A 23,964-nucleotide genomic window follows, 5' to 3' on the forward strand; every position below is an offset into this window, starting at 1 on the left:
TCGGTACAGCTGTTCTAATGGCGTTAATACAAAGTGAACGTATTATCACCCTGTTGACTATAAAGTGTGATATTAATCACATTATTAACCCCGCATGTTAAAGGGGTGTAGCATGCGTTTTGTTGTACCTCTCACAAGTGAGTAGGTAAACTTGATGCTGAAAAGTTGATCCATACTATGCGTAAGCCCTGTTGTTTGTGATGCAATAGCAGGCTCACCTCCGTGGTTGTTCAGGAATACCGCTGTGTCTAAACAAAACCGTGCTCCCCACTCGTCACCCCTGCCTGCGGGCATTGTGGAACTGTCGGTACACAGACCGCCCCACATTACCAATGCCACGCCGGATTTTCTGGCGGAAGAGGTGCCCGTTGCGCTCGTTTACAACGGTATCTCCCATGTGGTGATGATGGCTTCGCCGAAAGATCTCGAGCTGTTCGCCATCGGTTTTTCCCTCTCGGAAGGCATCATTGACCATCCGCAGGAGATCTACGGCATGGACGTGGTGCAGGCTTGCAACGGCCTTGAAGTGCAAATCGAACTCTCCAGCCGCCGCTTTATGGGGCTGAAAGAGCGCCGCCGCGCGCTGGCCGGGCGTACCGGCTGCGGCGTGTGTGGCGTTGAGCAACTTAATGATATTGGCAAACCCGTTGCGCCACTGCCGTTTACTCAGACCTTTAATCTGGCTCACCTCGACCATGCGCTCGAGCACCTGAACGATGTACAGCCCATTGGCCAGCTGAGCGGCTGCACGCACGCGGCGGCATGGGTGTTGCCGTCGGGCGATATTGCCGGGGGCCACGAGGACGTGGGCCGCCACGTGGCGCTGGACAAGCTGCTCGGTCGCCGTGCGCGTGAAAGTGATGTCTGGAGGCAGGGGGCGGCACTCGTTTCCAGCCGCGCCAGCTATGAGATGGTGCAAAAATCGGCGATGTGCGGTGTGGAAATTCTCTTCGCGGTGTCGGCGGCGACCACGCTGGCGGTGGAGGTGGCGGAGCGCTGCAACCTGACGCTGGTGGGCTTCTGCAAGCCGGGAAGGGCGACCGTTTATACCCATCCGCAGCGATTAATAGTTAATCAATAATTTTGAATGATAATAGCAAATCCTTCCGCTTTTAGTTGTTCGTGATGAGGTCTAGTATTTATCTCATCAAGGCACGGTGCCTTACCTAAACAACTTAATGAAAGGGTTTATATAATGAAAAGCATCAAAACTTTTGTCGCTGTAATCGCTCTGGCTACTTCTTTCGGTTCTTTCGCTGCACAGACCGTGACTGCAACCGCCTCTACCATTGATGGCGCAGAAGCTAAAATCGCGGCTCAGGCTCAGGATGCTGGCGCATCATCTTACAAAATTACCCAGGCGTTCTCAGGTAACCGCGTACACATGACTGCTGAACTGACTAAATAAGCTGTCACACCGTCGAAAGAGCGCCCCCGGGGCGCTTTTTTAGTTTATGCCCGCCACGCGCAGCAGCGCGGTTACCACTGCCGCCGCCACGATCACCACAATTAACGGCATTTTCCGCCAGGCCAGAAATACCGCAAACGCCACGCCCAGCACGCGCGCCATTCCGGCAAAGTGGTCACCTTCATAAAACGTGGTCGCCAGCGCCACGGAAAACAGCAATACCGTTGCCGCATCTGACAGCAGCGCCTGTGAACGCTCTGACAATGCCAGCCTGCTGCCCAGTTTCGCCCCGCCAAGACGCATCAGATACGTTCCCGCAGACAAAATGGCGATACCGAGAATAAAAAACGTCATATTTCCCATTATTTTTTCCTCGCAGCGAGACCCAGTAAGGAGAGCAGCACCGGTAATCCCACCGGGGCAAACGGCACGGCGGCCAGTGACAGCGCGGCGCCACTGCAGGCGCGGATCAGCGTGGTACGGTTTTTAAACGCGGGAACCACCAGCGCCAGCAATATGGCCGGGAATACCGCATCCAGGCCAATGGTTTCCGGGTCCGGTAGCAGCTTGCCGACCATGGCACCCAGCAGGGCCCCCAGCGGCCAGACAATCGCCACGCCTAAACCACATAGCCAGTACGCCGCTTTGCGCTGTTCGGGCGTTTTTTGCGACAGGCCAAACACCACGCTTTCGTCATTCATGATGTGGCAGCCCAACAGGCTCAGGCCGCGTTTGCCGACCAGCTCACGCACCGTCACGCCAAACGGCACGTGCCGCGCGTTGACCAGTAACCCCGCGGCTGCGGCCGCCAGCGGGTTACCGCCGCTTGCCACGATGCCAATAAACATAAACTCTGACGCGCCCGCGAGTACGGTGATGGAGAGTACAAACGGTACCCAGACCGGGAAACCGTAGGCCATCGCCAGGGAGCCGTATGACATCCCGACCACGCCGACCGCGAGGCAGACCAGGATGATTGCTTTTATGGTGTCGCCTTTCAGGCAAGAGAGATGATGCTTCATACATTTTTAGCCATATCGAACGGGTATCCATTATAATGAACGCAACAGAAGTGTTTTTCAAGATGAACGATTCGTTCGATTTAAAGAACAAAGAGGCCGTTTTATGACGCAGCCAATCAGCGTAATCGCAAAAAGCCTGGTGCGAGAACGCCTGCGAACCGGGCTTTCACTGGCGGAAATCGCTCGCCGTGCCGGGATCGCAAAATCCACGCTTTCTCAGCTTGAATCAGGCAACGGTAACCCGAGCCTCGAAACGCTGTGGTCGCTTTGCGTGGCGCTGGATATTCCTTTCGCCCGCCTGCTTGAACCACAGCAGCCTACCACTCAGGTGATCCGTCGTGGTGAAGGTACGAAGGTCGTTGCCGGACAGGCCAACTACGAGGCGATACTGCTGGCAGCATGTCCGCCGGGCGCGCGACGCGACGTATACCTTCTGCTTACCCAGCCGGGCGCAGACCGCATTTCCCAGCCGCATCCGCCGGGGTCCGTTGAACACATTATTGTGACGCAGGGGCGCGCGTTAGTCGGCCTGATCGACGCGGCGGAAGAACTCGGCCCGGGAGATTACATCTGTTATCCCGCCGATCTGCCGCATATTTTTAAGGCGCTGGAGCCGGATACGCACGCGCTGCTGGTGGCGGAACAAAACTAACAGAGATACGGAAACTCATGTCGCTTAAAGCCATTGCTAAAGAACTGGGGCTGTCAGTCACCACCGTCAGCCGCGCCCTCAACGGATATGACGACGTCTCCGCCGAGACGCGCGCACGCGTGGAAGCGGAGGCTCAGCGCCGTGGTTACCGACCGAACACCTTCGCCCGTCGCCTGAAGATGGGCAAAATTGACGCCGTCGGGCTGGTGTTTCCCGTACACCCTGTTCCGCTCAATAACAGCGTATTTATGGACATGGTCGGCGAAATTAGCCACGAACTGGCGCGACATGAGATCGACCTGTTGCTCATCGCCGACGACGATCTGGCGGATAAGCACAGCTATATGCGCATGGTGCAAAGCCGCCGCGTCGACGCGCTGATCGTGGCGCACACGCTGGATCACGATCCCCGTCTTGAGCAGCTGCAGGCCGCCGGTTTTCCTTTCCTGGCGCTCGGGCGCAGCCACCTTCCGCAGCCGTACGCGTGGTTTGACTTCGACAACTACGCCGGTACGCATCAGGCTACCCGCTGGCTGATCGAGAAAGGCCATCAGCGTATCGCGCTACTTGGCGAAAGCAACAATCAGGCATTTATCACCCAGCGCCGTCAGGGTTATCTCGACGCCCTGCGGGAAGCCGGGCTTTCCAGCGAATGGCTGCGCGCCATGCCGCCTTCGCGCCGCGTCGGGTATGCCACCACCAAAGAACTGCTTGCCCTGCCGCAGCCGCCAACGGCCATCATCACCGACTGCAACACCCACGGCGACGGCGCGGCGATGGCGCTGGCGCAGCTGGGGCGTTTATCCGGCGACAACGCCGTCTCGCTGGTGGTCTATGATGGCCTGCCGCAGGACAGCATCGTTGATATTGAGGTGGCGTCGGTGATCCAGTCCACCCGCCAGGGCGTCGGGAAACAGATTGCCAATATGGTGCGTCAGCTGATTAACGGCGACGATATTGAACAGCTTCAGGTGCTCTGGCAGCCTGAATTCTCTCCGGGCCAGACGGCCTAAACCACTAAAATTCCAAACCCGATCACAGAACCGAAACGTTTTGGTTTGTATCCGAAACGTTTCGGATCAACACTCAGATCATCCCGATGACAGGAGATGTCTGATGCAAGATCCCGTTTTACGACTCGAAACCACGACGGTAGACGTGGTGATCAAAACCCATCCGTTCGCCGAAATTCTCTACTGGGGGCCTCACCTTCAGCACTTTTCGCCGCAGGATGTTGCTACGCTCGCACGTCCCGTTGCCAACGGCAGGCTTGACGTCGACTCCCCGGTCACGCTGATGGCCGAGCTGGGGCATGGTCTGTTTGGTTCGCCTGGCATTGAGGGTCATCGCCAGGGGCTGGACGGTTCCCCGGTGTTCAAAACCACGCAGGTGCAGCAGGACGTAAACACCCTGACGATTACCGCCGAAGATGAGCATGCGGGCCTGCGCCTGACCAGCGAGCTGGTGCTGGATGCCAGCGGCGTGCTGGTGGTTCGTCACGGTTTAACGAACCTGAAAGCGATCCCCTGGCAGGTTGACCGTTTCGCCGTCACGCTGCCGGTGGCCGAGCGCGCGCAGGAGGTGATGGCCTTCCACGGACGCTGGATCAGAGAGTTTCAGCCGCACCGCGTAAAGCTTGAACACGACAGCTTCGTGATTGAAAACCGTCGGGGTAAAACCTCCCACGAGCACTTCCCGGCGCTGATTGCCGGTACGCCGTCGTTCAGCGAAATGCAGGGCGACGTCTGGGGCGTGCATCTGGGCTGGAGCGGTAATCACCGCCTGCGCGCGGAAGCGAAAACCGACGGTCGTCGCTATCTTCAGGCCGAAGCGCTCTACCTGCCGGGTGAAATGGCGGTTGAGGAGGGCGATACGCTCTGGACGCCGCGCCTGTATGCCAGCTACTCCACGCAGGGCCTGAACGGCATGAGCCAGCCGTTTCATCGCTACCTGCGCAACAACGTCATCCGCTTCCCGGAAAACAAACCGCGCCCGGTGCACCTCAATACCTGGGAAGGGATCTACTTCAACCACGATCCGGACTACATTAAGCGCATGGCCGACGAGGCTGCCGCGCTGGGCGTGGAGCGCTTCATCATTGATGACGGCTGGTTCAAAGGCCGTAACGACGACCATGCCGCGCTGGGCGACTGGTATCTGGACGAGAAAAAATACCCGAACGGCCTGACGCCGGTGATCGACCACGTCAAACGGCTCGGCATGGAGTTTGGCATCTGGGTTGAGCCGGAGATGATCAACCCGGATTCAGATTTGTACCGCGCGCATCCTGACTGGGTACTGGCGCTGCCGGGCTATCCCCGGGCGACCGGACGACACCAGCTGGTGCTCAATCTCAGCATCCCGGAGGCCTTTGATTACCTGGTGGAGCGCATGAGCTGGCTGCTGGGCGAGCATGCGGTCGACTACGTGAAGTGGGACATGAACCGCGAGCTGGTGCAGCCTGGACACAACGGTAAAGCCGCCGCCGACGCCCAGACCCGCCAGTTTTACCGCCTGCTGGACGTGCTGGGCGAGCGCTTCCCGCATATTGAGTTTGAATCCTGCTCCTCCGGCGGCGGTCGCATTGATTATGAGGTACTGACCCGCAGCCACCGCTTCTGGGCGTCCGACAACAACGACGCGCTGGAGCGCAGCACCATCCAGCGCGGCATGAGCTATTTCTTCCCGCCGGAGATAATAGGCGCGCATATCGGTCATCATCAATGCCACGCCACCTTCCGCCAGCATAGCATCCAGTTTCGCGGGCTGACGGCTCTGTTTGGCCATATGGGACTGGAGCTGGATCCGCTCACCGTGGACGCACAGGAGCGCGAAGGCTATCGCCATTACGCCGCGCTGCACAAGCAGTGGCGGGAGGTCATTCACCACGGCACCCAGTGGCGAATTGATATGCCGGACGCCACCACGCTGGCGCAGGGTATTGTTAGCGAAGATAAGGCTCAGGGGCTGTTTATGGTCAGCCAGCTCGCGATGCCGGACTACAGCCTGATGATGCCGCTGCGCATGGCGGGGCTGGAGGCCAGCGCGCGGTACCGCGTCACGCTGCTCGATCACCCGAATATTCAGATTACGGGTGAGGGAGGGCACACCATGCGCAAGCTGCCGATGTGGATGGAAACGCCGCAAACGGTGAGCGGCGAGTGGCTGATGCAGGCGGGCATTGCGCTGCCGATTCTGGATCCGGAAACCGCCATTCTGATTGGCGTCGAACGCGTGTAAGGGTGACGGGCCGGGCAGCCGGCCCTCCGTTGAGGATAAAAATAATGAACACAACAACCTGTACCCACAAAGACAACCCTAACTTCTGGATCTTTGGGCTGTTCTTCTTTCTCTACTTCTTCATCATGGCCACCTGCTTTCCGTTCCTGCCGATTTGGCTGTCGGACATCATCGGCCTGAATAAAACCCACACCGGGATTGTCTTCTCCTGCATCTCGCTGTCGGCTATCGCCTTCCAGCCAGTGCTGGGCGTGATTTCGGACAAGCTGGGGCTGAAAAAACACCTTCTTTGGATCATCGCGGTGCTGCTGTTTCTGTTCGCGCCGTTCTTCCTGTTCGTCTTCGCGCCGCTGCTGAAAGCCAATATCTGGCTGGGCGCGCTGAGCGGCGGGCTGTATATCGGTTTTGTCTTCTCGGCCGGATCGGGGGCGATTGAGGCCTACATTGAGCGCGTGAGCCGCAACAGCTTCTTTGAGTACGGCAAGGCGCGGATGTTTGGCTGCCTCGGCTGGGGCTTGTGCGCCTCAACGGGCGGCATCCTGTTCGGCATCGATCCATCGTACGTTTTCTGGATGGGATCGGGAGCGGCATTGCTGCTGATGCTGCTGCTGGTGGTGGCGAAGCCAAAGCCCAACCAGACGGCGCAGGTCATGGATGCCCTGGGCGCGAACCAGCCGCAAATCACCGCCAAAACCGTGTTCAACCTGTTCCGCCAGCGCAGAATGTGGATGTTTATCCTCTATGTGATTGGCGTGGCCTGCGTGTATGACGTTTTCGACCAGCAGTTTGCCACCTTCTTTAAAACCTTCTTCGCCACGCCGCAGGAAGGAACCCGCGCCTTTGGTTTCGCAACGACTGCGGGGGAGATTTGTAATGCCGTCATTATGTTCTGCTCGCCGTGGATCATTAACCGCATCGGCGCGAAGAACACGCTGCTGATCGCCGGGGTGATTATGGCGACGCGCATTATCGGCTCCTCGTTCGCCACCACCGCCGTGGAGGTGATTGCCCTCAAGATGCTGCACGCGCTGGAAGTCCCGTTCCTGCTGGTGGGCGCATTTAAGTACATCACCGGGGTGTTTGATACCCGACTGTCAGCGACTATCTATCTGATCGGCTTCCAGTTCGCCAAGCAGTCGGCGGCCATTTTCCTCTCCGCTTTTGCCGGGAATATGTATGACCGGATCGGCTTCCAGGAGACGTATCTGATGCTGGGCTGTTTCGTGCTGGCGATTACGGTGGTGTCGGCGTTTACGCTGAGCAGCAGGCAGGAGATCGCCGCCGCCGCGGGGGCAGCAGCGTTAACACATCAGTCCAGGTAAAAGACCTCTTTCAGCTCGGTACTCACCGGGCTGTTATCCGGGTTCGACGGCATGACGTCGCCCATATGTTTCCACCAGCGCTGGCAGACGTCGGTATTCGCTACCGCGCTCCAGTGCTCTTCTGATTCAATCTCTACGGTCGCGAACAGCAGGCTGCGGGCCCTATCGAGATAAATGGCGTAGTGGTGTGCGCCGTGGTCTTTCAACACCTTTTCCAGCTCCGGCCAGATCGGATTGTGTCGACGCGCGTACTCCTCGTGCGCGTCCGGGTTGACCTGCATCACAAAGGCTTTGCGGATCATAGTGCCTCCAGGTACAGCTCGCGGACCTCATCGCGGCTGGCGGCGCGCGGATTGCACGGCGCACACGGATCGGCGAGCGCTTTATCCAGCCAGCCTTCAATATCGGCTTTGGTCACGCCGAGCTGGCTAAAGCCCGTAGGGATGCCGACGCGAGCGCTCAGGTTGCGGATCGCCTGAATGGCGGACATGCTGGCGGCTTCATCGCTCATGCCGCGGGTATCGACGCCCATCGCCTGCGCCACGCGGGCAAAACGCGCGACCGCGTTCGGGCGGTTAAAGCTTTCGACGATCGGCAGCAGGATGGCGTTGCATACGCCGTGCGGCAGGTTGTGCGTCGCGCCCGGCTGGTGCGCCAGGGCATGCACAAGGCCGAGACCCGCACTGTTAAACGCCATGCCCGCCAGATACTGACCAAACGCCATCTGCTCGCGCGCCTCAAGGTTATGACCGTCTTCGACCGCTTCCGGCAGCCACAGGTTGATCAGGCGAATGGCTTCCAGCGCGTTGGCGTCGGTGAGCGGGTGCGCGCCAACGGACACGTAGGCTTCAATGGCGTGGGTCAGGGCATCCATACCGGTTGCGGCGGTCACGGAGGCGGGAATATCGAGCATCACGCTGGCATCGTCTACGGCGATGTCCGGGATGATGTTCGGGTCGATAATCACCTCTTTCACCTGCCGCGCGGAGTCGACGATCACCGCATTGCTGGTCATCTCCGCCGCCGTGCCTGCGGTGGTGTTAATTGCCACCAGCGGCACGCCCGCATTTTTCACCTTGCCGACGCCGGAATAATCGGTTGACGGGCCGGGGTTGGCGGTGAGGATTTTGATCGCCTTGGCGGTATCAATCGGGCTGCCGCCGCCGAAGGCAATCACGTAATCACACTCCGCGTCCCGGTAAGCCGAAAATCCTTTTTGCACCAGCGCTTCCGTCGGGTTCGGGAACACCTCGTCGAACAGGTGATACGACATCTGATGGGCGTCCAGCGCGGTAAACAGGCTGTCGAGCAGGCCCAGCTTTACCAGCTGGCCGTCGGTGACAATCAGCGCTTTGCCCCACTGCCTGCTCGCAACCAGGTTGACCATATCGCCGATTGCGCCCGCGCCGTGAAGGCTGATTTTTGGAAGTGCCAACATAAAGCTCATGATAATTCTCCTTAACGATCAACGTTTGTCCTGCGAAGGCGTTATGCGTACAAATCCAGCGCGGATTGCAACGGGCTCACGCCAAAGCGCTTGCCGAGGGCGATGAGTTCTTCCCGGGAAATGGTCTGCTTCATGCCGCCCATGGAGAACACCTTCACCAGCACTTCCGCTGATTTCTCGGCGGTGTCGATCAGGCCAAAGGTTTCATCCAGCGTTGGGCCGCTGCCGAACACGCCGTGGAACGGCCACAGCACCAGAGCATGTTTTTGCATATCAACGGCGGTTGCCTGGCCGATTTCGTCGGTACCCGGCACCATCCACGGCAGAATGCCCACGCCGTCCGGGAACACCACCAGACACTCGGTACTGCCTTCCCACAGCTTGCGGGTGATGAAGTCGGCGCTGTTTTCCAGCACGTAGGTCAGGGCGATCAGGTTGGTGGCGTGGCAGTGCATGATCACGCGGTCTTTGCCGTTCGTCGCCCTGATGCGCTCGCAGTGGGAGAGGAAGTGCGCCGGCAGTTCGGAGGTGGGCACCGCCTCGTCGGTCAGGCCCCACAGAATGTGGTAGCCCGCGCCGTCGCTGTCCACTTTCACCACGCCGAGGTTGGCCTCCGGGTCGAGCTGGACGTTACGGAAGAACTTGCCGGAACCGGTGACGATAAACGGCGTGTTGGCGAGCAGCGGCATCGGCTGGCTCAGCGCGATATAGCGCGGCTTCTGGTGGAAATCGGCCGCGAACGGTTCAATATCCGCGTCGTCCAGGCGCAGCGTCAGGTTGCCGCCGTTGCGCTCGTCCCAGCCTTTCAGCCAGGCGTCGGAGGTGGCTTTGATCATGCCCTGGACGAACCAGGAAGTGGTGATGGTCTGCATAGTCTTCATTTTCCAGTTATCGCGGTGAGGTTGAACCCTCACCCCGGCCCTCTCCCACAGGGAGAGGGGGTAAAAGTTCCCTCTCCCTGTGGGAGAGGGTTAGGGTGAGGGCAAAATTACCCGCGCTGACTCAACACGTCTTTCTCGTATGCCCGCACGTTGTCCAGCCACTGGCTGCCCGCCGGGGCGTCGTTACGCTGACAGTACATCTCCCACACCGCCTGCCACGGCAGGGATTTCTGCTCTTCCAGCAGCGCCAGACGGGCGGTGTAGTCGCCGTTAGCCTCCAGCTGTTTCAGCGCGGCGACAGGCTCCAGCAGCGCGCGCAGCAGGGCTTTCTTCATGTTGCGGGTGCCGATAACCCACGCTGCGATGCGGTTGATGGAAGCATCGAAGAAGTCGAGGCCGATGTGTACGCGGTCAAAGAGGTCGTGACGGATGATTTCGCTGGCAATCGCCTGGGTTTCGTCATCCAGCAGCACCACGTGATCGCTGTCCCAGCGTACCGGACGGCTGACGTGCAGCAGCAGGCGCGGCACGTAGAGCATGGCGGCGGAGATTTTGTCGGAGATCACCTCGGTCGGGTGGAAGTGGCCGGCATCCAGACACAGCGCGGTCTGGCGGCTGGTGGCGTAACCCATGTAGAACTCGTTCGAGCCCACGGTGTAGCTCTCGGCGCCAATGCCGAACAGCTTGCTCTCTACGGCGTCGATGTGGTGCGCCGGGTCCAGCTTCTCGCTGATGGCCTCATCCAGCGCGGCCAGCAGGCGCTGGCGCGGGGCCAGACGGTCGACGGTGATATCCTTCATGCCGTCCGGGATCCAGATGTTCATCACCGACGGCGTGCCGAGCTGCTCGCCGAAATAGGCCGAAACGCGGCGGCTGGCCTTCACGTGGTCGATCCAGAACTGGCGGATGTCGTCGTCCGCGTGGGCGAGGGTAAAACCGTCCGCGCTCAGCGGATGTGAGAAACAGGACGGATTAAAGTCCAGGCCCAGCCGGTTGGCTTTGGCCCACTCCACCCAGTTCTTAAAGTGTTCCGGTTTGATTTCGTTGCGCGCCACCGGCTCGTCGGATTCGAGATAAATCGCATGCAGGTTCAGGCGTTTTGGCCCCGGGATCAGGCTCAGCGCCATCTCCAGGTCGGCGCGCAGTTCGGTCGCGTTACGCGCTTTGCCCGGGTAGTTACCGGTGGCCTGAATACCACCCGTCAGGGAACCGCCTGGGTTCTCGAAACCGGCGACGTCATCGCCCTGCCAGCAGTGCATGGAGACGGGCAGACGGTCGAGCTGGCGAAGCGCCTCTTCGACATCCACGCCGACGGCGGCGAAACGCTGTTTAGCCAGGCCCCAGGCTTGTTCTAATTGAGTTGTCATGCGCAAAGCTCCTTAGTCAGTCGGTTTTGCTGAAACTGCGCCCGAAAGCGAGCAATTTCACGGCAGGGATTGGGGGTGAAGGTGGTCAGGCTGGCGTTAGCCGCCACCACAGAACGGAAGTCATCAACGCTGGAAAGTTCGTCCAGGGTCATCAGCTGAATGCCGATATTCCCGAGCGTGGAGGCCTCCACGGGACCCGCCACCACGGTGATGCCGCAGGCATCGGCGCAGAGCTGGTTCAGCAGCTGGTTCTGGCAGCCGCCGCCCACGATATGCAGCTGGCTGAACGGTTTTCCGCGAAGGCTCGCCAGCTCGCTGAGGATGTCGGCATACAGCAGGGCGAGGCTGTCAAAAATGCAGCGCGCCAGTTCGGAAGGGCTCGACGGCACCGGTTGCCCGCCCTCGACGCAGGCGGTCTGAATTTCGGCGCTCATGTGCGCCGGGTTGATAAAGCGGTCATCGTTCGGGTTGATCAGGAACGTGCAGGCCTTCAGCTTCTCCGTTTCGGCGATAAGCGCGTGCAGGTCGGTAATGTTCTGCTCTTTCAGCACCCGCTGGAGCAGCCACAGCCCCATGATGTTTTTCAGTACTCGGTAGCGCCCTTCGGCACCGCCTTCGTTGGTAATGTTTGCCGCCATCGCGGCATCGCTGGCGTACGGGGTTTTGCTCTCAAAGCCCATCAGCGACCAGGTGCCGGACGAGAGGTAAGCCGCGTCTTTGCTTGCAAGTGGGGACGCTATTACCGCGCTGGCGGTATCGTGGCTGGCGACGGCAACGACGGGGATTGCGTTCCCCTGGGGGCAAATCCAGTGACCGATCACGTTACCCGGGTGGGTGGGTGTGCCGAACCAGGAAGGCGACGCCCCCGTCCAGGCCAGCAGATGTTCATCCCAGCTATCCGAGTTGATATTGACCAGCTGCGTGGTGGTGGCGTTGGTATATTCCCAGTTCATGTTGCCGGTCAGGCGATAGCTCAGGTAGTCCGGGATCAGCAGCGCATGGGCCACGTCCGCGACCAACTCCGGCTGTTGCTCGACCAAAGCACGCAGCTGATAAAGCGTGTTAAACGGCAGAAACTGGATGCCGCTGCGCCCGTAGATGTTGTCCTTGCCAAGCTGGGCGATAGCGTGCGCCATCAGGCCGTCGGTGCGGCTGTCGCGATAAGACACCGGCAAGCCGACGCGCTCGCCATGGCTATCAAGCAGCACGTAGTCCACGCCCCAGGTATCAATGCCGATGCTGTCGATGCGAATGCCGTCGTTGCAGACGTTGTTCAGTCCGGTACGGATCTCCGCCTCCAGGGCATCGATATCCCAGGTATCAAAACCGTCCTGCTTTTGCAGGCAGTTGGCGAAACGGTGCATTTCGCGAAGCGAAAGCGCGTGCTGCTCACGGTCCCAGCTCGCGAGCATTACGCGGCCGCTGGATGCGCCTAAATCGACAGCCACACAATGGCGAAAAGTCATGGTCGGGTCCTTTCTTAAGTCATTAGCGGTGAGTGTAAAAAAGGGAAGAAAAAGTCACCTTCTCACCACTGACAGGCCAAATCTCGCGCTGGCAAGAAAGCAAAGGTGAATGTGAGGGCGTTCACAGTTTCCAGCAGTGGCGGGATGCTCAGGCAGTGTGACGCTGGGCGCATTTCCCGATCTTTCCCCCTGTTTCTTGAAAAATGGACAGCTTTTGCGAGGTTTACTGCCAAAAATTGAAGGTGAGTGTGGGAGGCCTTAATTACTATTTTGAGAACATTTTTCATTGGTGGGGGCCGTTATGACCGTACTGCACTGCGTGGATTTTTTTCCTTCAGGAGGTTCGCCTGTCGCGATTGAGCCACGGCTTCCTCAGGCTGCGTTCCCGGAGCATCATCATGATTTTCACGAAATTGTGATTGTTGAGCGCGGGACGGGTATTCATGTTTTCAATGGCCAGCCCTATACCATCAGCGGCGGTACGGTGTGCTTCGTGCGCGACCACGACCGGCACCTGTATGAACATACCGACAACCTGTGTCTGACGAATGTGCTTTACCGTTCCCCGGACGCGTTCCAGTTTCTTTCGGGGCTGAGCCAGCTGTTGCCCCAGGAGCAAGACGGACACTATCCGTCGCACTGGCGGGTGAATCAGTCCATCCTGCAGCAGGTGCGTCAGCTGGTGAGCCAGATGGAGAAGAGCGAGGACGGGCAGGAGACGCACGCCATTGCCACGCGCGAACTGCTGTTTATGCAGCTTCTGGTGCTGCTGCGCCGCAGCAGCCTGGTGGAAGGGCTGGAAGATAACAACGCGCGCCTGAACCATCTGATGGCCTGGCTGGAAGATCATTTTGCCGAGGATGTCTGCTGGGAAACGCTTGCGGATGATTTTTCCCTGTCGTTGCGTACCCTGCATCGCCAGCTTAAACAGCACACCGGACTGACGCCGCAACGCTACCTTAACCGTCTGCGCCTGATCAAAGCGCGTCATCTTTTACGTCATACCGACGATAGCGTCACTGATATTGCCTATTGCTGCGGTTTTGGCGACAGCAATCACTTTTCAACGCTATTTCGCCGGGAATTTAACTGGTCTCCGCGCGATATTCGCCAGGGAAAAGACGCGATGCTTCAGTAACGCGAGGGCAGTCACCGTTTTATTTCCGCAAAAAAGCTAATAGTGTCAGGTTATTCGGCGTAGAGGTCGTGGTGTGGCTGCTCAGTTAATTCTTCGCAAAGATGATTTTTTTGCCTCCGCGAGTCAGGCCGTCACGGTGGCCGATCGCTACCCGCAGGACGTCTTTGCCGAACATACCCACGAGTTTTGCGAGCTGGTGCTGGTTTGGCGCGGTAACGGCCTGCACATCCTCAACGACCGTCCCTACCGCATCACGCGCGGAGACCTGTTCTACATTCGCGCGGATGATAAACACTCCTACGCCTCGGTTAACGACCTGGTGCTGCAAAACGTTATTTACTGTCCGGACAGGCTCAAGCTTAACGTGGACTGGGCCGCGAGCATCCCGGGCTTTCTTGATGCTAAGGGTTCTCCGCACTGGCGCTTAAGCAGTAGCGGCATGGCTCAGGTACGGCAGGTTATTTCTCAACTGGAGCAGGAGAGCCAGAAGAACGACCCCGTTGCTAACCAGCTGGCGGAGTTGCTTTTCGCCCAGCTGGTGATGACGTTGAAGCGCCATCGTTACGCCACTGATAACCCCTCCGCCACAACGCAGGAAGCGCTGCTGGATAAGCTCATCACCCGGCTTGCGGGCAGCCTGAATAAAAACTTTGTACTGGAGAAATTCTGCGAGCAGGAACAGTGCAGCGAGCGCGCGTTGCGCCAGCATTTCCGCACCCTGACCGGGATGACGGTGAACCACTATCTGCGCCAGCTGCGCATCTGCCATGCACAATATCTCCTCCAGCATACGGAGTGGATGGTCAGTGATGTGGCGATGCGCTGCGGCTTTGAGGACAGTAACTACTTTTCAGTGGTGTTTAACCGCGAGGTGGGGATGACGCCGGTACAGTGGCGTCATCGCAGTCGAAAGGGGGCGTAATCAGTTTGCCATGCCGAGGCCGACGATATTGGCAGCGATAATAATCACCACGCAGCCGAGGCTCAGTACGCCAACCGGACGACGTCCGGCGTTCGTCCACTCTTTCAGCACCAGCCCAACCAGCCCGCCGCAAAGTACATAGAAACTCATGTGCAGCATCCAGCTTATATAGTCGTATTGCGCCGGAATGCTGGCGTGGCCCCAGGCGTAGAAGAAGAACTGCAAATACCACATCAGGCCGCCCAGAGCGGAGAGCAGCACGTTGGTGATGATGAGCGATGTTGCCAGCGAGAAATCGGTTTTTACCGACAGGTTTTTTACTTTTGCCAGACGAATGAAGCAGAAGCCCAGGTTAACCATCGCGCCGCCACCCATAATCACGACATAGCTTGGTAGCGCAACGTACAGCGGATCGACGCCCAGCGCGGCAGCCGCTTCGTGCATCGGTTTGGCGGCGTTCATCGCGAACGACATGCCGGCCGAGAAAATGCCGCACATCACCGCCAGCAGCAGACCTTTCTTCAGGTTAAAATCTTCAGCTTTAATGCCCATCTTGCGCTCTTTCAACTGCCCCGCGCGCGTCACAATTCCTACGCCAATGACCGCCACCAGCACGCCCAGGAGCGTCATCCGCCCACCCTGAGTATTAATAAGCACGTCGAAGTTGCCGTTGAGAATTGGCGTCATCAGGGTACCGACGATCAGCGTGATGCCAATCGCGATACCAATCCCCATCGACATGCCGAGATAACGCATGGTGAGGCCATAGTTGATGTTGCCGACGCCCCACATCGCGCCGAACAGGAACACCGGCAGCAGGGTGGCGGCGCTGAAGGAGGAGAAGTAGCCCCAGAAATCGGGCAGCAGCATGGCGCTAATGGTCCAGGGCAAAATCAGCCAGGACACGATACCGCCAACGGACCACATGGTTTCCCATGACCAGCCTCTCACTTTTTTAAACGGAGCATAGAAACAGGCTGCACTGGCAGCGCCTATCAAATGCCAGAAGATACCCATCGTAATCGCATGATTCATTTTTACACCCTCATCGTTTTTATCGTCAGTGGCTTCCCACCGACTTGAGGAGTGTAAAAATTAGGCGGTTTGGGTACCTTCAGAAGGTTGCCGCAGATGTGTTCTGGATGGCAATCAGCACGTTAACCGCGTGAGCAGACTCACAATTTCGCGATTAATCGAAAAACGAATAACCTTATAAAAACTACGGCATTGATAATCATTTTCAATATCATTTAATTAACTATAATGAACCAACTGCTTACGCGGCATTAACAGCTGTGCCGCCCGACAATAATGGAGAGGATTATGAGTTATACACTGCCATCCCTGCCGTATGCCTACGACGCACTGGAACCGCATTTCGACAAGCAGACGATGGAAATCCATCACACTAAACACCACCAGACCTATGTGAACAACGCGAACGCCGCGCTGGAAAGCCTGCCAGAGTTCGCTAACCTGTCTGCTGAAGAGCTGATCACCAAGCTGGACCAGCTGCCAGCGGACAAGAAAACCGTTCTGCGTAACAACGCTGGCGGCCACGCTAACCACAGCCTGTTCTGGAAAGGCCTGAAAACCGGTACCACCCTGCAGGGCGACCTGAAAGCGGCCATCGAGCGCGACTTCGGTTCCGTTGACAACTTCAAAGCGGAATTCGAAAAAGCCGCTGCAACCCGTTTCGGCTCTGGCTGGGCGTGGCTGGTTCTGAAAGGCGACAAGCTGGCGGTGGTTTCTACTGCTAACCAGGACTCCCCGCTGATGGGTGAAGCGATTTCTGGCGCATCCGGCTTCCCAATCCTGGGTCTGGACGTGTGGGAACACGCTTACTACCTGAAATTCCAGAACCGTCGTCCGGACTACATCAAAGCCTTCTGGGACGTGGTGAACTGGGACGAAGCAGCAGCGCGTTTCGCCGCTAAAAAATAAGGTTGCATTGACGCCTGTGAGAAGCGAGTCTTATGACTCGCTTTTTTTGTATCTGTATACCCGTCATACTTCAAGTTGCAGGTGCGTTGGCTGCGTTCGCTCACCCCAGTCACTTACTTGAGTAAGCTCCTGGGGATTCACTCTCTTGCCGCCTTCCTGCAACTCGAATTATTTAGGGCATATAAAGGAGCAGCAATGCATTACCCGGTGAACGTGTTTACAGGCAAGGTAAGGGAGTACGACGGCAGCCGCCCAAGTGCCATCGCCAAAATTCAGGTCGACGGTGAGTTGACGTTAACCGACCTCGGGCTTGCGGGTGACGAGCAGGCCGAAAAGAAAATCCACGGCGGGCCCGATCGCGCGCTGTGCCACTACCCGCGTGAACACTATCAGCACTGGAAAACCGAGTTTCCCGAGCAGGCGGACCTCTTTGTTGCCCCCGCGTTTGGCGAGAATCTCTCCACCGAAGGGCTCACCGAAAAGAACGTGTTTATCGGTGATATCTACCGCTGGGGCGATGCCCTGATTCAGGTGACGCAGCCACGCTCGCCGTGCTTCAAGCTCAACTACCACTTCGGTATTCAGGATATGTCGGCCCAGCTGCAAAAAGCGGGTAAAACCGGCTGGCTGTATCGCGTGGTGCTGGCTGGGCAGGTTTCAGCGGACGCGCCGCTTGAGCTGGCGTCGCGCCTGAGCGATGTGTCTGTTTATGACGCCTGCGCCATTGCCTGGCATATGCCGTTTGACGACGAACAGTATCACCGCCTGCTGTCGGCGGCGGGATTATCCATCAGCTGGACAAGAACGATGCAGAAGCGGCGTTTAAGCAGCAAGATCGAGGATAATTCGCGGAGATTGTGGGGGAAATAGTCCTCCGCAGAAAGTAGGCCGGGTAAGGCGAAGCCGCCACCCGGCACTAACAGCTACGAACGCTTATACAACGGTAGCCACAGCGTTAACCGTAGCCCACCCAGCGGGCTGTCGTCGGCTTTCACCCAGCCGCGGTGCTGCTGCATGGCGGTTTCAACAATCGCCAGACCCAGTCCCGTGCCGCCCGATTCCCGGTCGCGCGCCTCATCGGTACGATAGAACGGACGGAAAATCTGCTCGCGGTCTTCCGGGCTCACGCCTGGGCCGTCATCATCGACAATGACGGTGATCCCGTCTTTATCCACCGAGAACGCCACCTCAATCTTCGTATGCGAGTAGCGAAGAGCGTTCCGCACGATGTTCTCCAGCGCGCTTTCCAGCGTGTTGGGGTTACCGTACAGCGGCCACGGGCCCGGCGGGAAGTTGACGGTAAAGGATTTACCCATCTGTTCCGCTTCGAACGCTGCGTTGTCCAGCACCTCGTGCCAGAGGTGATTCGCTTTCACCGTTTCGCTGACCAGCGCGTTTTTCTGCTGATTGCGCGACATGACCAGCAGGTCGTTGATCATGCTGTCCAGGCGGTGCGCTTCCGTTTCAATACGCTCCAGCTCTTTGCTCTCACCGCTGCGGCGGCGCAGCAGCGCGGTGCCAAGCTGCAAGCGCGTAAGCGGGGTACGCAGCTCGTGCGAGATATCCGACAGCAGACGTTGCTGTGCGGTCATCATGCGATCGAGGGCGCTCACCATCTGGTTAAAACTGGTTCCGGCGGCAAGGAACTCCTGCGGACCTGCTTCCAGTTCAGGGTGTTGTCGCAGGTTACCCTGCGCCACCTCATCGGCGGCATTCTTCAGCTTACGCGCCGGTTTTGCCAGGCTCCACGCCAGCCATAACAGCAGCGGTGAGCTGACCAGCATGGTGACAATCAGCAGCAGGAGAGGGCGGTCAAACAGCAGGTTGATAAAATCAGACTGGGAGTTGCTCGCCGGACGGATCAGATAGAGCTGATAATTATCCTCTCCGTCCCTGACGGAGAAAGGCCCTACCATCTCTACGCGGCCATATTTCTTCTTCTGGGGATGATCGGCATTATCCGCCTGGCCAATGAAGTTGCGGATAATCTGCATTTCATTGCGATCGGCCCCAATCACGCGGCCTTCGCTGGTCACCAGCAGCAGGCGTTGTCCGGGCGGCGCCCACTTGTCGATAGCGCGAAACAGCCTGCGCCACCACATTAAATCGTTTGGCGGATCGTTTGCCAGCTCGGCTTCCACGTGCTGCTCGATCATCACGCCCTGACGTTGCTCGCTGTCGAGAAGCTCCGTCATCTGGCGTGAGTCGAGTTTTGGCAACATCAAAACGAGCATTAAAACCAGTGCCAGCGTCAGCCAGAAGATGGCGAAGATGCGGGCGGTTAAGCTTCCTATCATGAAGCGGAAACCATCAGATAACCGCGACCACGCAGGGTTTTAAACCATGGGTGACCATCTTTCCGCTCCGGCAGCTTACGGCGCAGGTTAGAGATGTGCATGTCGATGGCGCGGTCAAACGGGGTGAGGCGTTTGCCCAGCACTTCCTGGCTTAGATGTTCACGCGAAACCACCTGGCCGAGGTGCTGCGCCAGCAGATACAGCAGGGTGAACTCCGTGCCGGTCAGTTCCAGCGTCTGGCCATCAAAGCTTGCTTCCTGACGGCCCGGGTTCAGGCTCAGGGAGTCGACTTCAAGAGTAGGCGAGCTGTTGTCGGTATTTTGCTGCTGCTCGCTCCAGTGGGAACGACGCAGGATAGCGCGAATACGGGCAACCAGTTCACGGTCGTTAAACGGCTTGGGTAAATAGTCATCCGCGCCCAGCTCAAGGCCGAGTACGCGGTCAAGTTCGCTGCCGCGCGCGGTCAGCATAATAACGGGAGTCTGGTGTGTCTGGCGAAGCTCTTTCAACGTATCAATACCGTTTTTCTTCGGCATCATCACGTCGAGCAAAAGTAAATCGATGCTGTCGTCAAGGAGACTCAGCGCCTGCTCGCCATCATGGGCAACCAGGACGTTGAAACCTTCCATGTCGAGCAACTCCTTTAAAAGGGATGTGAGCTCTCGGTCATCATCAACTAACAGGATTTTATTCATTGTTTAAATACCTCCGAGGCAGAAATTACGACATCAAGGCTGTCTAATCCATGACTTTACGTTGTTTTACACCCCCTGACGCATGTTTGCAGCCTGAATCGTAGACTGTCTCTCGTTGAATCGCGACACGAAAGATTTTGGGAGCAAGTGATGCGCAAAGTTACCGCTGCCGTCATGGCCTCAACGCTGGCGTTCAGTGCGTTTAGCCAGGCTGCTGAAGCTATCATCAGCGATAACAGTCCCTTACAAGAGGGCGCAACGCAGAACAGCAGCCAAAGCCATATGTTTGACGGCATAAGTTTAACCGAACATCAGCGTCAACAGATGCGAGATCTGATGCAGAGGGCACGACACGACCAGCCCCCTGTTAATGTTAGCGAAATGGAGACAATGCATCGCCTTGTCACCGCAGAAAATTTTGACGAAAGCGCTGTACGCGCTCAGGCCGAAAAAATGGCACAGGAACAGGTTGCCCGCCAGGTAGAGATGGCGAAGGTCCGCAACCAGATGTTCCATCTGCTAACGCCCGAGCAGCAAGCGGTTTTGAATGCCAGACATCAGCAGCGAATGGACCAGCTGCGTGAGGTTGCACGGATGCAGCGAAGCTCAGAAACGACGTTTTTCAGTAGCAATAGCAGTACCCGTAGTAACCAGTAAACCCTGTTTTCCTTGCCATAGACACCATCCCTGTCTTCCCCCACATGATGTGGGGGTTTTTTTTGCCCCGCATCCGCCCTGTTAACCGTTTATTCATCCTTAGACTCCCCATGCTTCCGTTATACTAGCGGCATGACATGACAGGAGCGTTTATGAATCAATCCTATGGAAGACTGGTAAGCCGGGCCGCCATTGCGGCGACCGTCATGGCCTCCAGTCTGTTACTGATTAAAATCTTTGCCTGGTGGTATACCGGCTCGGTCAGTATTCTGGCGGCGCTCGTGGACTCGCTGATGGACATTGCCGCCTCGTTGACCAACCTGCTGGTGGTGCGTTACTCGCTGCAGCCAGCGGATGAAGAGCACACATTTGGGCACGGTAAAGCGGAGTCGCTGGCCGCGCTGGCGCAAAGTATGTTCATTTCCGGCTCTGCGCTGTTCCTGTTTTTAACCGGCATTCAGCATCTCGTTTCGCCGACACCGATGAACGATCCCGGCGTGGGCGTAGTTGTGACGATCGTTGCGCTTATATGCACACTTGTTCTGGTAACGTTCCAGCGCTGGGTTGTTCGCAAAACGCAAAGTCAGGCTGTACGGGCGGATATGCTTCATTATCAATCTGATGTTATGATGAATGGGGCTATTCTTATTGCGCTCGGTCTGGCCTGGTATGGCTGGCATCGCGCCGATGCGTTATTTGCGTTAGGGATTGGTATCTATATTTTATATAGCGCCCTGCGGATGGGGTATGAAGCGGTGCAATCACTGCTTGACCGCGCCCTCCCGGACTCAGAACGTAATGAAATTTTTTCTATCGTGACCTCCTGGCCCGGCGTCAGCGGTGCACACGATCTTCGAACGCGGCAGTCAGGGCCGACCCGCTTTATTCAGATTCATATTGAAATGGAAGACAACCTGCCACTGGTTCAGGCTCACGTTATTGCTGAGCAGGTCGAGCAGGCGATTTTGCAGCGTTTTCCTGGTTCAGACGTCATCATTCACCAGGATCCCTGCTCGGTTGTACCCGGTCATGTTGGGCTTTCGTAATTCGTTGTAAAAAAGTGAGCCAGGCCAGCATTTTGTGTATAAATTACCGCCGTTTGGTCTGACCTGAATCAATTCAGCTGGAAGGGATTGATATACTATTTGCAGTATTCGTTGGTCGATAAGTTTCTTCCGGCAACAGATTTCAATTTTGCATTCCTAAGTTCAGAGGTAGTCATGATTAAGAAAATCGGTGTGTTGACAAGCGGCGGTGATGCGCCGGGCATGAACGCGGCAATTCGTGGTGTTGTCCGTGCAGCGCTGACGGAAGGCCTGGAAGTTTTTGGCGTTTATGACGGTTATCTGGGCCTGTATGAAGATCGTATGGTTCAGCTCGACCGTTACAGCGTGTCTGACATGATCAACCGTGGCGGTACTTTCCTCGGTTCCGCGCGCTTCCCGGAATTCCGTGATGAACACGTTCGCGAAGTGGCTATCGAAAACATGAAGAAACGCGGCCTGGACGCCCTGGTGGTTATCGGTGGTGACGGCTCCTACATGGGTGCAAAACGTCTGACCGAAATGGGCTTCCCGTGCATCGGTCTGCCGGGCACCATCGACAACGACATCAAAGGTACTGACTACACGATCGGCTTCTTTACTGCACTGGGTACCGTTGTTGAAGCGATTGACCGTCTGCGTGACACCTCTTCTTCTCACCAGCGTATCTCTATCGTTGAAGTGATGGGCCGTTACTGTGGCGACCTGACGCTGGCGGCAGCCATTGCGGGCGGTTGCGAATTTATCGTCGTGCCGGAAGTCGAATTTAGCCGTGAAGATCTGGTGGCTGAAATCAAAGCGGGCATCGCGAAAGGTAAAAAACACGCGATCGTGGCTATCACCGAGCACATCTGTGACGTTGACGAGCTGGCGAAGTACATCGAAGCCGAAACCAAACGCGAAACCCGCGCGACCGTTCTGGGTCACATCCAGCGCGGCGGTTCCCCAGGCCCTTACGACCGTATTCTGGCGTCCCGTATGGGCGCGTACGCTATCGATCTGCTGCTGCAGGGTCACGGCGGCCGCTGCGTCGGTATTCAGAACGAAAAACTGGTTCACCACGACATCATCGACGCGATTGAAAACATGAAGCGTCCGTTCAAAGGTGACTGGCTGGACTGCGCGAAAAAACTGTACTGATCGGCGTTTGTTTTGTGCCGGGTGGCGGCAAGGTAAATGCAAAACGGTAACCCCCTGGGTTACCGTTTTTTATGGTTGCTCCCTCTCCCGTGGGAGAGGGGTGGGGTGAGGGCATCAGGCCGTTCATCCACTTCTTTTATTCCACTACGTTATAGCCAATCTTTTTTTATTCTTTAATCCTCGAATCGCTTTCTGGCACGCTGCATTCATCAAAACACTACACAAGAGAGCTGGGCGATGAATAAATGGGGCGTGGGTTTAACATTATTGCTGGCATCGACCAGCGTTCTGGCTAAGGATATCCAGTTACTGAACGTGTCATACGACCCGACGCGTGAACTGTACGAGCAATACAACAAAGCGTTTGCGGCACACTGGAAACAGGAAACCGGCGATAACGTGGTGGTTCGCCAGTCGCATGGCGGCTCCGGCAAGCAGGCGACGTCCGTGATAAACGGTATTGAAGCCGACGTGGTGACCCTGGCGCTGGCCTACGATGTCGACGCGATCGCCGAGCGCGGCCGCATCGACAAAAACTGGATCAAACGCCTGCCGGATAACTCCGCACCCTACACCTCGACCATCGTCTTCCTGGTGCGTAAAGGAAACCCGAAACAAATTAAAGACTGGAACGACCTGATCAAACCGGGCGTTTCTGTGATTACCCCGAACCCGAAAAGCTCCGGCGGCGCTCGCTGGAACTACCTGGGCGCGTGGGGTTATGCACTGCATCACAACAATGGCGACCAGGCCAAAGCGCAGGAATTCGTGAAGGCGCTGTATAAAAACGTTGAGGTGCTGGACTCCGGCGCGCGTGGCGCCACCAACACCTTCGTCGAGCGCGGGATTGGCGACGTGCTGATTGCCTGGGAAAATGAAGCCTTGCTGGCGACCCACGAGCTGGGTAAGGACAAATTCGAGATCGTGACCCCGAGCGAATCGATTCTGGCTGAACCTACCGTCTCTGTAGTCGATAAAGTGGTTGAGAAAAAAGATACCAAAGCGGTGGCGGAAGCCTACCTGAAGTATCTGTACTCGCCAGAAGGCCAGGAAATTGCGGCGAAAAACTTCTATCGTCCACGCGATGCGGCGGTCGCCAAGAAATACGAAGGGGAGTTCCCAAAACTGAAGCTATTCACTATTGACGATGTGTTCGGCGGCTGGACCAAAGCGCAGAAAGAGCACTTCTCCAATGGCGGTACCTTCGACCAAATTAGCCAGCGCTAACCATTAGCCTGTGAAACGGTGACCCGGCGTGAGAAATCCGCCGGGTTTTTTATTTGGTCATCATTTTGCGTTACTCTTTTGCCTCTACTGAAAACA

At 57.3% G+C, this 23,964-nt stretch carries 24 protein-coding genes; 14 read left to right on the forward strand and 10 right to left on the reverse strand.

All coding sequences use genetic code 11. The features are described from left to right. The first annotated feature begins 244 nt into the window (after positions 1–244). Together fdhD and USF70_RS19700 are read left to right on the forward strand one after the other, a co-directional pair. Positions 245–1,081, forward strand: a complete 837-nt coding sequence (gene fdhD / locus USF70_RS19695) for a formate dehydrogenase accessory sulfurtransferase FdhD (RefSeq protein ID WP_232938973.1) — start codon at positions 245–247, stop codon at positions 1,079–1,081. Positions 1,082–1,195: 114 nt separating this feature from the next. Further along, a complete protein-coding gene (locus USF70_RS19700; protein ID WP_033146958.1) occupies positions 1,196–1,408 on the forward strand; it encodes a DUF1471 domain-containing protein in 213 nt (70 codons plus the stop codon). A gap of 39 nt (positions 1,409–1,447) precedes the next feature. On the opposite strand, the gene USF70_RS19705 is transcribed toward USF70_RS19700, so the two are convergent. Both USF70_RS19705 and USF70_RS19710 read right to left on the reverse strand, forming a co-directional pair. After that, on the reverse strand, positions 1,448–1,771 hold the full coding sequence (locus tag USF70_RS19705; RefSeq protein ID WP_033146957.1) for an AzlD domain-containing protein: 324 nt from the start codon (positions 1,769–1,771) through the stop codon (positions 1,448–1,450). Then, a complete protein-coding gene (locus tag USF70_RS19710) occupies positions 1,771–2,430 on the reverse strand; it encodes an AzlC family ABC transporter permease (RefSeq protein ID WP_023309745.1) in 660 nt (219 codons plus the stop codon). The genes USF70_RS19705 and USF70_RS19710 overlap by 1 nt, the downstream gene beginning before the upstream one ends. 103 nt (positions 2,431–2,533) lie before the next feature. Between USF70_RS19710 and USF70_RS19715 the strand changes: the two genes are divergently transcribed. From USF70_RS19715 to USF70_RS19730, 4 genes are all read left to right on the forward strand, one after another. After that, on the forward strand, positions 2,534–3,082 hold the full coding sequence (locus USF70_RS19715) for a helix-turn-helix domain-containing protein (RefSeq protein WP_033146956.1): 549 nt from the start codon (positions 2,534–2,536) through the stop codon (positions 3,080–3,082). A 17-nt stretch (positions 3,083–3,099) separates the two neighbouring features. Continuing rightward, complete coding sequence (locus USF70_RS19720; RefSeq protein WP_033146955.1) at positions 3,100–4,095, forward strand: LacI family DNA-binding transcriptional regulator; 996 nt, start codon at positions 3,100–3,102, stop codon at positions 4,093–4,095. Positions 4,096–4,198: 103 nt separating this feature from the next. Continuing rightward, the gene (locus tag USF70_RS19725) at positions 4,199–6,322 is read left to right on the forward strand and encodes an alpha-galactosidase (protein ID WP_320735938.1); all 2,124 of its coding nucleotides are present in this window, start codon (positions 4,199–4,201) and stop codon (positions 6,320–6,322) included. Positions 6,323–6,366: 44 nt separating this feature from the next. After that, a complete protein-coding gene (locus USF70_RS19730) occupies positions 6,367–7,644 on the forward strand; it encodes an MFS transporter (protein ID WP_232938975.1) in 1,278 nt (425 codons plus the stop codon). On the opposite strand, the gene rhaM is transcribed toward USF70_RS19730, so the two are convergent. The 5 genes from rhaM to rhaB all read right to left on the reverse strand — a co-directional run bounded on the left by rhaM (position 7,632) and on the right by rhaB (position 12,805). Further along, positions 7,632–7,946, reverse strand: a complete 315-nt coding sequence (gene rhaM, locus USF70_RS19735; RefSeq protein WP_320735939.1) for an L-rhamnose mutarotase — start codon at positions 7,944–7,946, stop codon at positions 7,632–7,634. The two genes, USF70_RS19730 and rhaM, sit on opposite strands and share 13 nt — an antisense overlap. Continuing rightward, positions 7,943–9,091, reverse strand: a complete 1,149-nt coding sequence (fucO, locus tag USF70_RS19740) for a lactaldehyde reductase (protein WP_320735940.1) — start codon at positions 9,089–9,091, stop codon at positions 7,943–7,945. Before fucO ends, rhaM begins: the two co-directional genes overlap by 4 nt. A gap of 41 nt (positions 9,092–9,132) precedes the next feature. Then, positions 9,133–9,963 (reverse strand): rhamnulose-1-phosphate aldolase, encoded by an 831-nt coding sequence (gene rhaD, locus USF70_RS19745; RefSeq protein WP_096151175.1) that lies wholly within the window; start codon positions 9,961–9,963, stop codon positions 9,133–9,135. A gap of 116 nt (positions 9,964–10,079) precedes the next feature. Continuing rightward, positions 10,080–11,339: an L-rhamnose isomerase gene (gene rhaA / locus USF70_RS19750; protein ID WP_320735941.1), complete on the reverse strand. Its 1,260-nt coding sequence runs from the start codon at positions 11,337–11,339 to the stop codon at positions 10,080–10,082. After that, entirely contained in the window at positions 11,336–12,805 is a 1,470-nt protein-coding gene (gene rhaB, locus USF70_RS19755; RefSeq protein ID WP_320735942.1) for a rhamnulokinase, read from the reverse strand. Before rhaB ends, rhaA begins: the two co-directional genes overlap by 4 nt. Before the next feature lie 301 nt (positions 12,806–13,106). On the opposite strand from rhaB, the gene rhaS reads away from it, so the two are divergent. Together rhaS and rhaR are read left to right on the forward strand one after the other, a co-directional pair. Beyond that, positions 13,107–13,943, forward strand: coding sequence for an HTH-type transcriptional activator RhaS (gene rhaS / locus USF70_RS19760; RefSeq protein WP_232938979.1), 837 nt, complete (start codon positions 13,107–13,109; stop codon positions 13,941–13,943). Between the two features lie 73 nt (positions 13,944–14,016). Further along, positions 14,017–14,865, forward strand: a complete 849-nt coding sequence (gene rhaR / locus USF70_RS19765; RefSeq protein WP_033146946.1) for an HTH-type transcriptional activator RhaR — start codon at positions 14,017–14,019, stop codon at positions 14,863–14,865. On the opposite strand, the gene rhaT is transcribed toward rhaR, so the two are convergent. Continuing rightward, positions 14,866–15,900: an L-rhamnose/proton symporter RhaT gene (rhaT, locus tag USF70_RS19770; protein ID WP_039264206.1), complete on the reverse strand. Its 1,035-nt coding sequence runs from the start codon at positions 15,898–15,900 to the stop codon at positions 14,866–14,868. Between the two features lie 288 nt (positions 15,901–16,188). Here rhaT and sodA point away from each other — a divergent pair, with 288 nt between their 5' ends. Together sodA and yiiM are read left to right on the forward strand one after the other, a co-directional pair. Continuing rightward, positions 16,189–16,809 (forward strand): superoxide dismutase [Mn], encoded by a 621-nt coding sequence (gene sodA / locus USF70_RS19775; protein ID WP_004203668.1) that lies wholly within the window; start codon positions 16,189–16,191, stop codon positions 16,807–16,809. A gap of 195 nt (positions 16,810–17,004) precedes the next feature. Then, positions 17,005–17,679, forward strand: a complete 675-nt coding sequence (yiiM, locus tag USF70_RS19780) for a 6-hydroxyaminopurine reductase (protein ID WP_047059165.1) — start codon at positions 17,005–17,007, stop codon at positions 17,677–17,679. Positions 17,680–17,732: 53 nt separating this feature from the next. Here the strand turns inward: yiiM and cpxA are convergent, their stop codons facing one another. Together cpxA and cpxR are read right to left on the reverse strand one after the other, a co-directional pair. Beyond that, entirely contained in the window at positions 17,733–19,106 is a 1,374-nt protein-coding gene (cpxA, locus tag USF70_RS19785) for an envelope stress sensor histidine kinase CpxA (protein WP_023309731.1), read from the reverse strand. After that, complete coding sequence (gene cpxR / locus USF70_RS19790) at positions 19,103–19,801, reverse strand: envelope stress response regulator transcription factor CpxR (RefSeq protein WP_006179159.1); 699 nt, start codon at positions 19,799–19,801, stop codon at positions 19,103–19,105. Before cpxR ends, cpxA begins: the two co-directional genes overlap by 4 nt. A gap of 150 nt (positions 19,802–19,951) precedes the next feature. Here cpxR and cpxP point away from each other — a divergent pair, with 150 nt between their 5' ends. The 4 genes from cpxP (at position 19,952) to USF70_RS19810 (ending at position 23,868) form a co-directional block, all read left to right on the forward strand. Further along, a complete protein-coding gene (cpxP, locus tag USF70_RS19795; RefSeq protein WP_032662714.1) occupies positions 19,952–20,458 on the forward strand; it encodes a cell-envelope stress modulator CpxP in 507 nt (168 codons plus the stop codon). A 152-nt stretch (positions 20,459–20,610) separates the two neighbouring features. Continuing rightward, a complete protein-coding gene (fieF, locus tag USF70_RS19800; protein WP_023309697.1) occupies positions 20,611–21,504 on the forward strand; it encodes a CDF family cation-efflux transporter FieF in 894 nt (297 codons plus the stop codon). A 174-nt stretch (positions 21,505–21,678) separates the two neighbouring features. Further along, positions 21,679–22,641 (forward strand): 6-phosphofructokinase, encoded by a 963-nt coding sequence (gene pfkA, locus USF70_RS19805; RefSeq protein ID WP_023309696.1) that lies wholly within the window; start codon positions 21,679–21,681, stop codon positions 22,639–22,641. Positions 22,642–22,878: 237 nt separating this feature from the next. Beyond that, a complete protein-coding gene (locus tag USF70_RS19810) occupies positions 22,879–23,868 on the forward strand; it encodes a sulfate ABC transporter substrate-binding protein (protein WP_023309695.1) in 990 nt (329 codons plus the stop codon). The last annotated feature ends 96 nt before the right edge of the window (positions 23,869–23,964 follow it).

The sequence above is a fragment of the Enterobacter sp. 237C8 genome (assembly GCF_034106865.1).
GTDB lineage: Bacteria > Pseudomonadota > Gammaproteobacteria > Enterobacterales > Enterobacteriaceae > Enterobacter > Enterobacter asburiae_B.

What these genes read in the sequence shown, in the direction of transcription:
- rhaA (WP_320735941.1), bottom strand. Translation starts at nt 11,339, where the DNA reads ATGACAACTCAATTAGAACAAGCCTGGGGCCTGGCTAAACAGCGTTTC.
- USF70_RS19705 (WP_033146957.1), bottom strand. Translation starts at nt 1,771, where the DNA reads ATGGGAAATATGACGTTTTTTATTCTCGGTATCGCCATTTTGTCTGCG.
- pfkA (WP_023309696.1), top strand. Translation starts at nt 21,679, where the DNA reads ATGATTAAGAAAATCGGTGTGTTGACAAGCGGCGGTGATGCGCCGGGC.
- cpxP (WP_032662714.1), top strand. Translation starts at nt 19,952, where the DNA reads ATGCGCAAAGTTACCGCTGCCGTCATGGCCTCAACGCTGGCGTTCAGT.
- sodA (WP_004203668.1), top strand. Translation starts at nt 16,189, where the DNA reads ATGAGTTATACACTGCCATCCCTGCCGTATGCCTACGACGCACTGGAA.
- yiiM (WP_047059165.1), top strand. Translation starts at nt 17,005, where the DNA reads ATGCATTACCCGGTGAACGTGTTTACAGGCAAGGTAAGGGAGTACGAC.
- cpxR (WP_006179159.1), bottom strand. Translation starts at nt 19,801, where the DNA reads ATGAATAAAATCCTGTTAGTTGATGATGACCGAGAGCTCACATCCCTT.
- rhaM (WP_320735939.1), bottom strand. Translation starts at nt 7,946, where the DNA reads ATGATCCGCAAAGCCTTTGTGATGCAGGTCAACCCGGACGCGCACGAG.
- rhaD (WP_096151175.1), bottom strand. Translation starts at nt 9,963, where the DNA reads ATGCAGACCATCACCACTTCCTGGTTCGTCCAGGGCATGATCAAAGCC.
- cpxA (WP_023309731.1), bottom strand. Translation starts at nt 19,106, where the DNA reads ATGATAGGAAGCTTAACCGCCCGCATCTTCGCCATCTTCTGGCTGACG.
- rhaB (WP_320735942.1), bottom strand. Translation starts at nt 12,805, where the DNA reads ATGACTTTTCGCCATTGTGTGGCTGTCGATTTAGGCGCATCCAGCGGC.
- USF70_RS19700 (WP_033146958.1), top strand. Translation starts at nt 1,196, where the DNA reads ATGAAAAGCATCAAAACTTTTGTCGCTGTAATCGCTCTGGCTACTTCT.
- USF70_RS19715 (WP_033146956.1), top strand. Translation starts at nt 2,534, where the DNA reads ATGACGCAGCCAATCAGCGTAATCGCAAAAAGCCTGGTGCGAGAACGC.
- fucO (WP_320735940.1), bottom strand. Translation starts at nt 9,091, where the DNA reads ATGAGCTTTATGTTGGCACTTCCAAAAATCAGCCTTCACGGCGCGGGC.
- USF70_RS19810 (WP_023309695.1), top strand. Translation starts at nt 22,879, where the DNA reads ATGAATAAATGGGGCGTGGGTTTAACATTATTGCTGGCATCGACCAGC.
- USF70_RS19720 (WP_033146955.1), top strand. Translation starts at nt 3,100, where the DNA reads ATGTCGCTTAAAGCCATTGCTAAAGAACTGGGGCTGTCAGTCACCACC.
- rhaS (WP_232938979.1), top strand. Translation starts at nt 13,107, where the DNA reads ATGACCGTACTGCACTGCGTGGATTTTTTTCCTTCAGGAGGTTCGCCT.
- USF70_RS19730 (WP_232938975.1), top strand. Translation starts at nt 6,367, where the DNA reads ATGAACACAACAACCTGTACCCACAAAGACAACCCTAACTTCTGGATC.
- fieF (WP_023309697.1), top strand. Translation starts at nt 20,611, where the DNA reads ATGAATCAATCCTATGGAAGACTGGTAAGCCGGGCCGCCATTGCGGCG.
- USF70_RS19710 (WP_023309745.1), bottom strand. Translation starts at nt 2,430, where the DNA reads ATGAAGCATCATCTCTCTTGCCTGAAAGGCGACACCATAAAAGCAATC.
- rhaT (WP_039264206.1), bottom strand. Translation starts at nt 15,900, where the DNA reads ATGAATCATGCGATTACGATGGGTATCTTCTGGCATTTGATAGGCGCT.
- USF70_RS19725 (WP_320735938.1), top strand. Translation starts at nt 4,199, where the DNA reads ATGCAAGATCCCGTTTTACGACTCGAAACCACGACGGTAGACGTGGTG.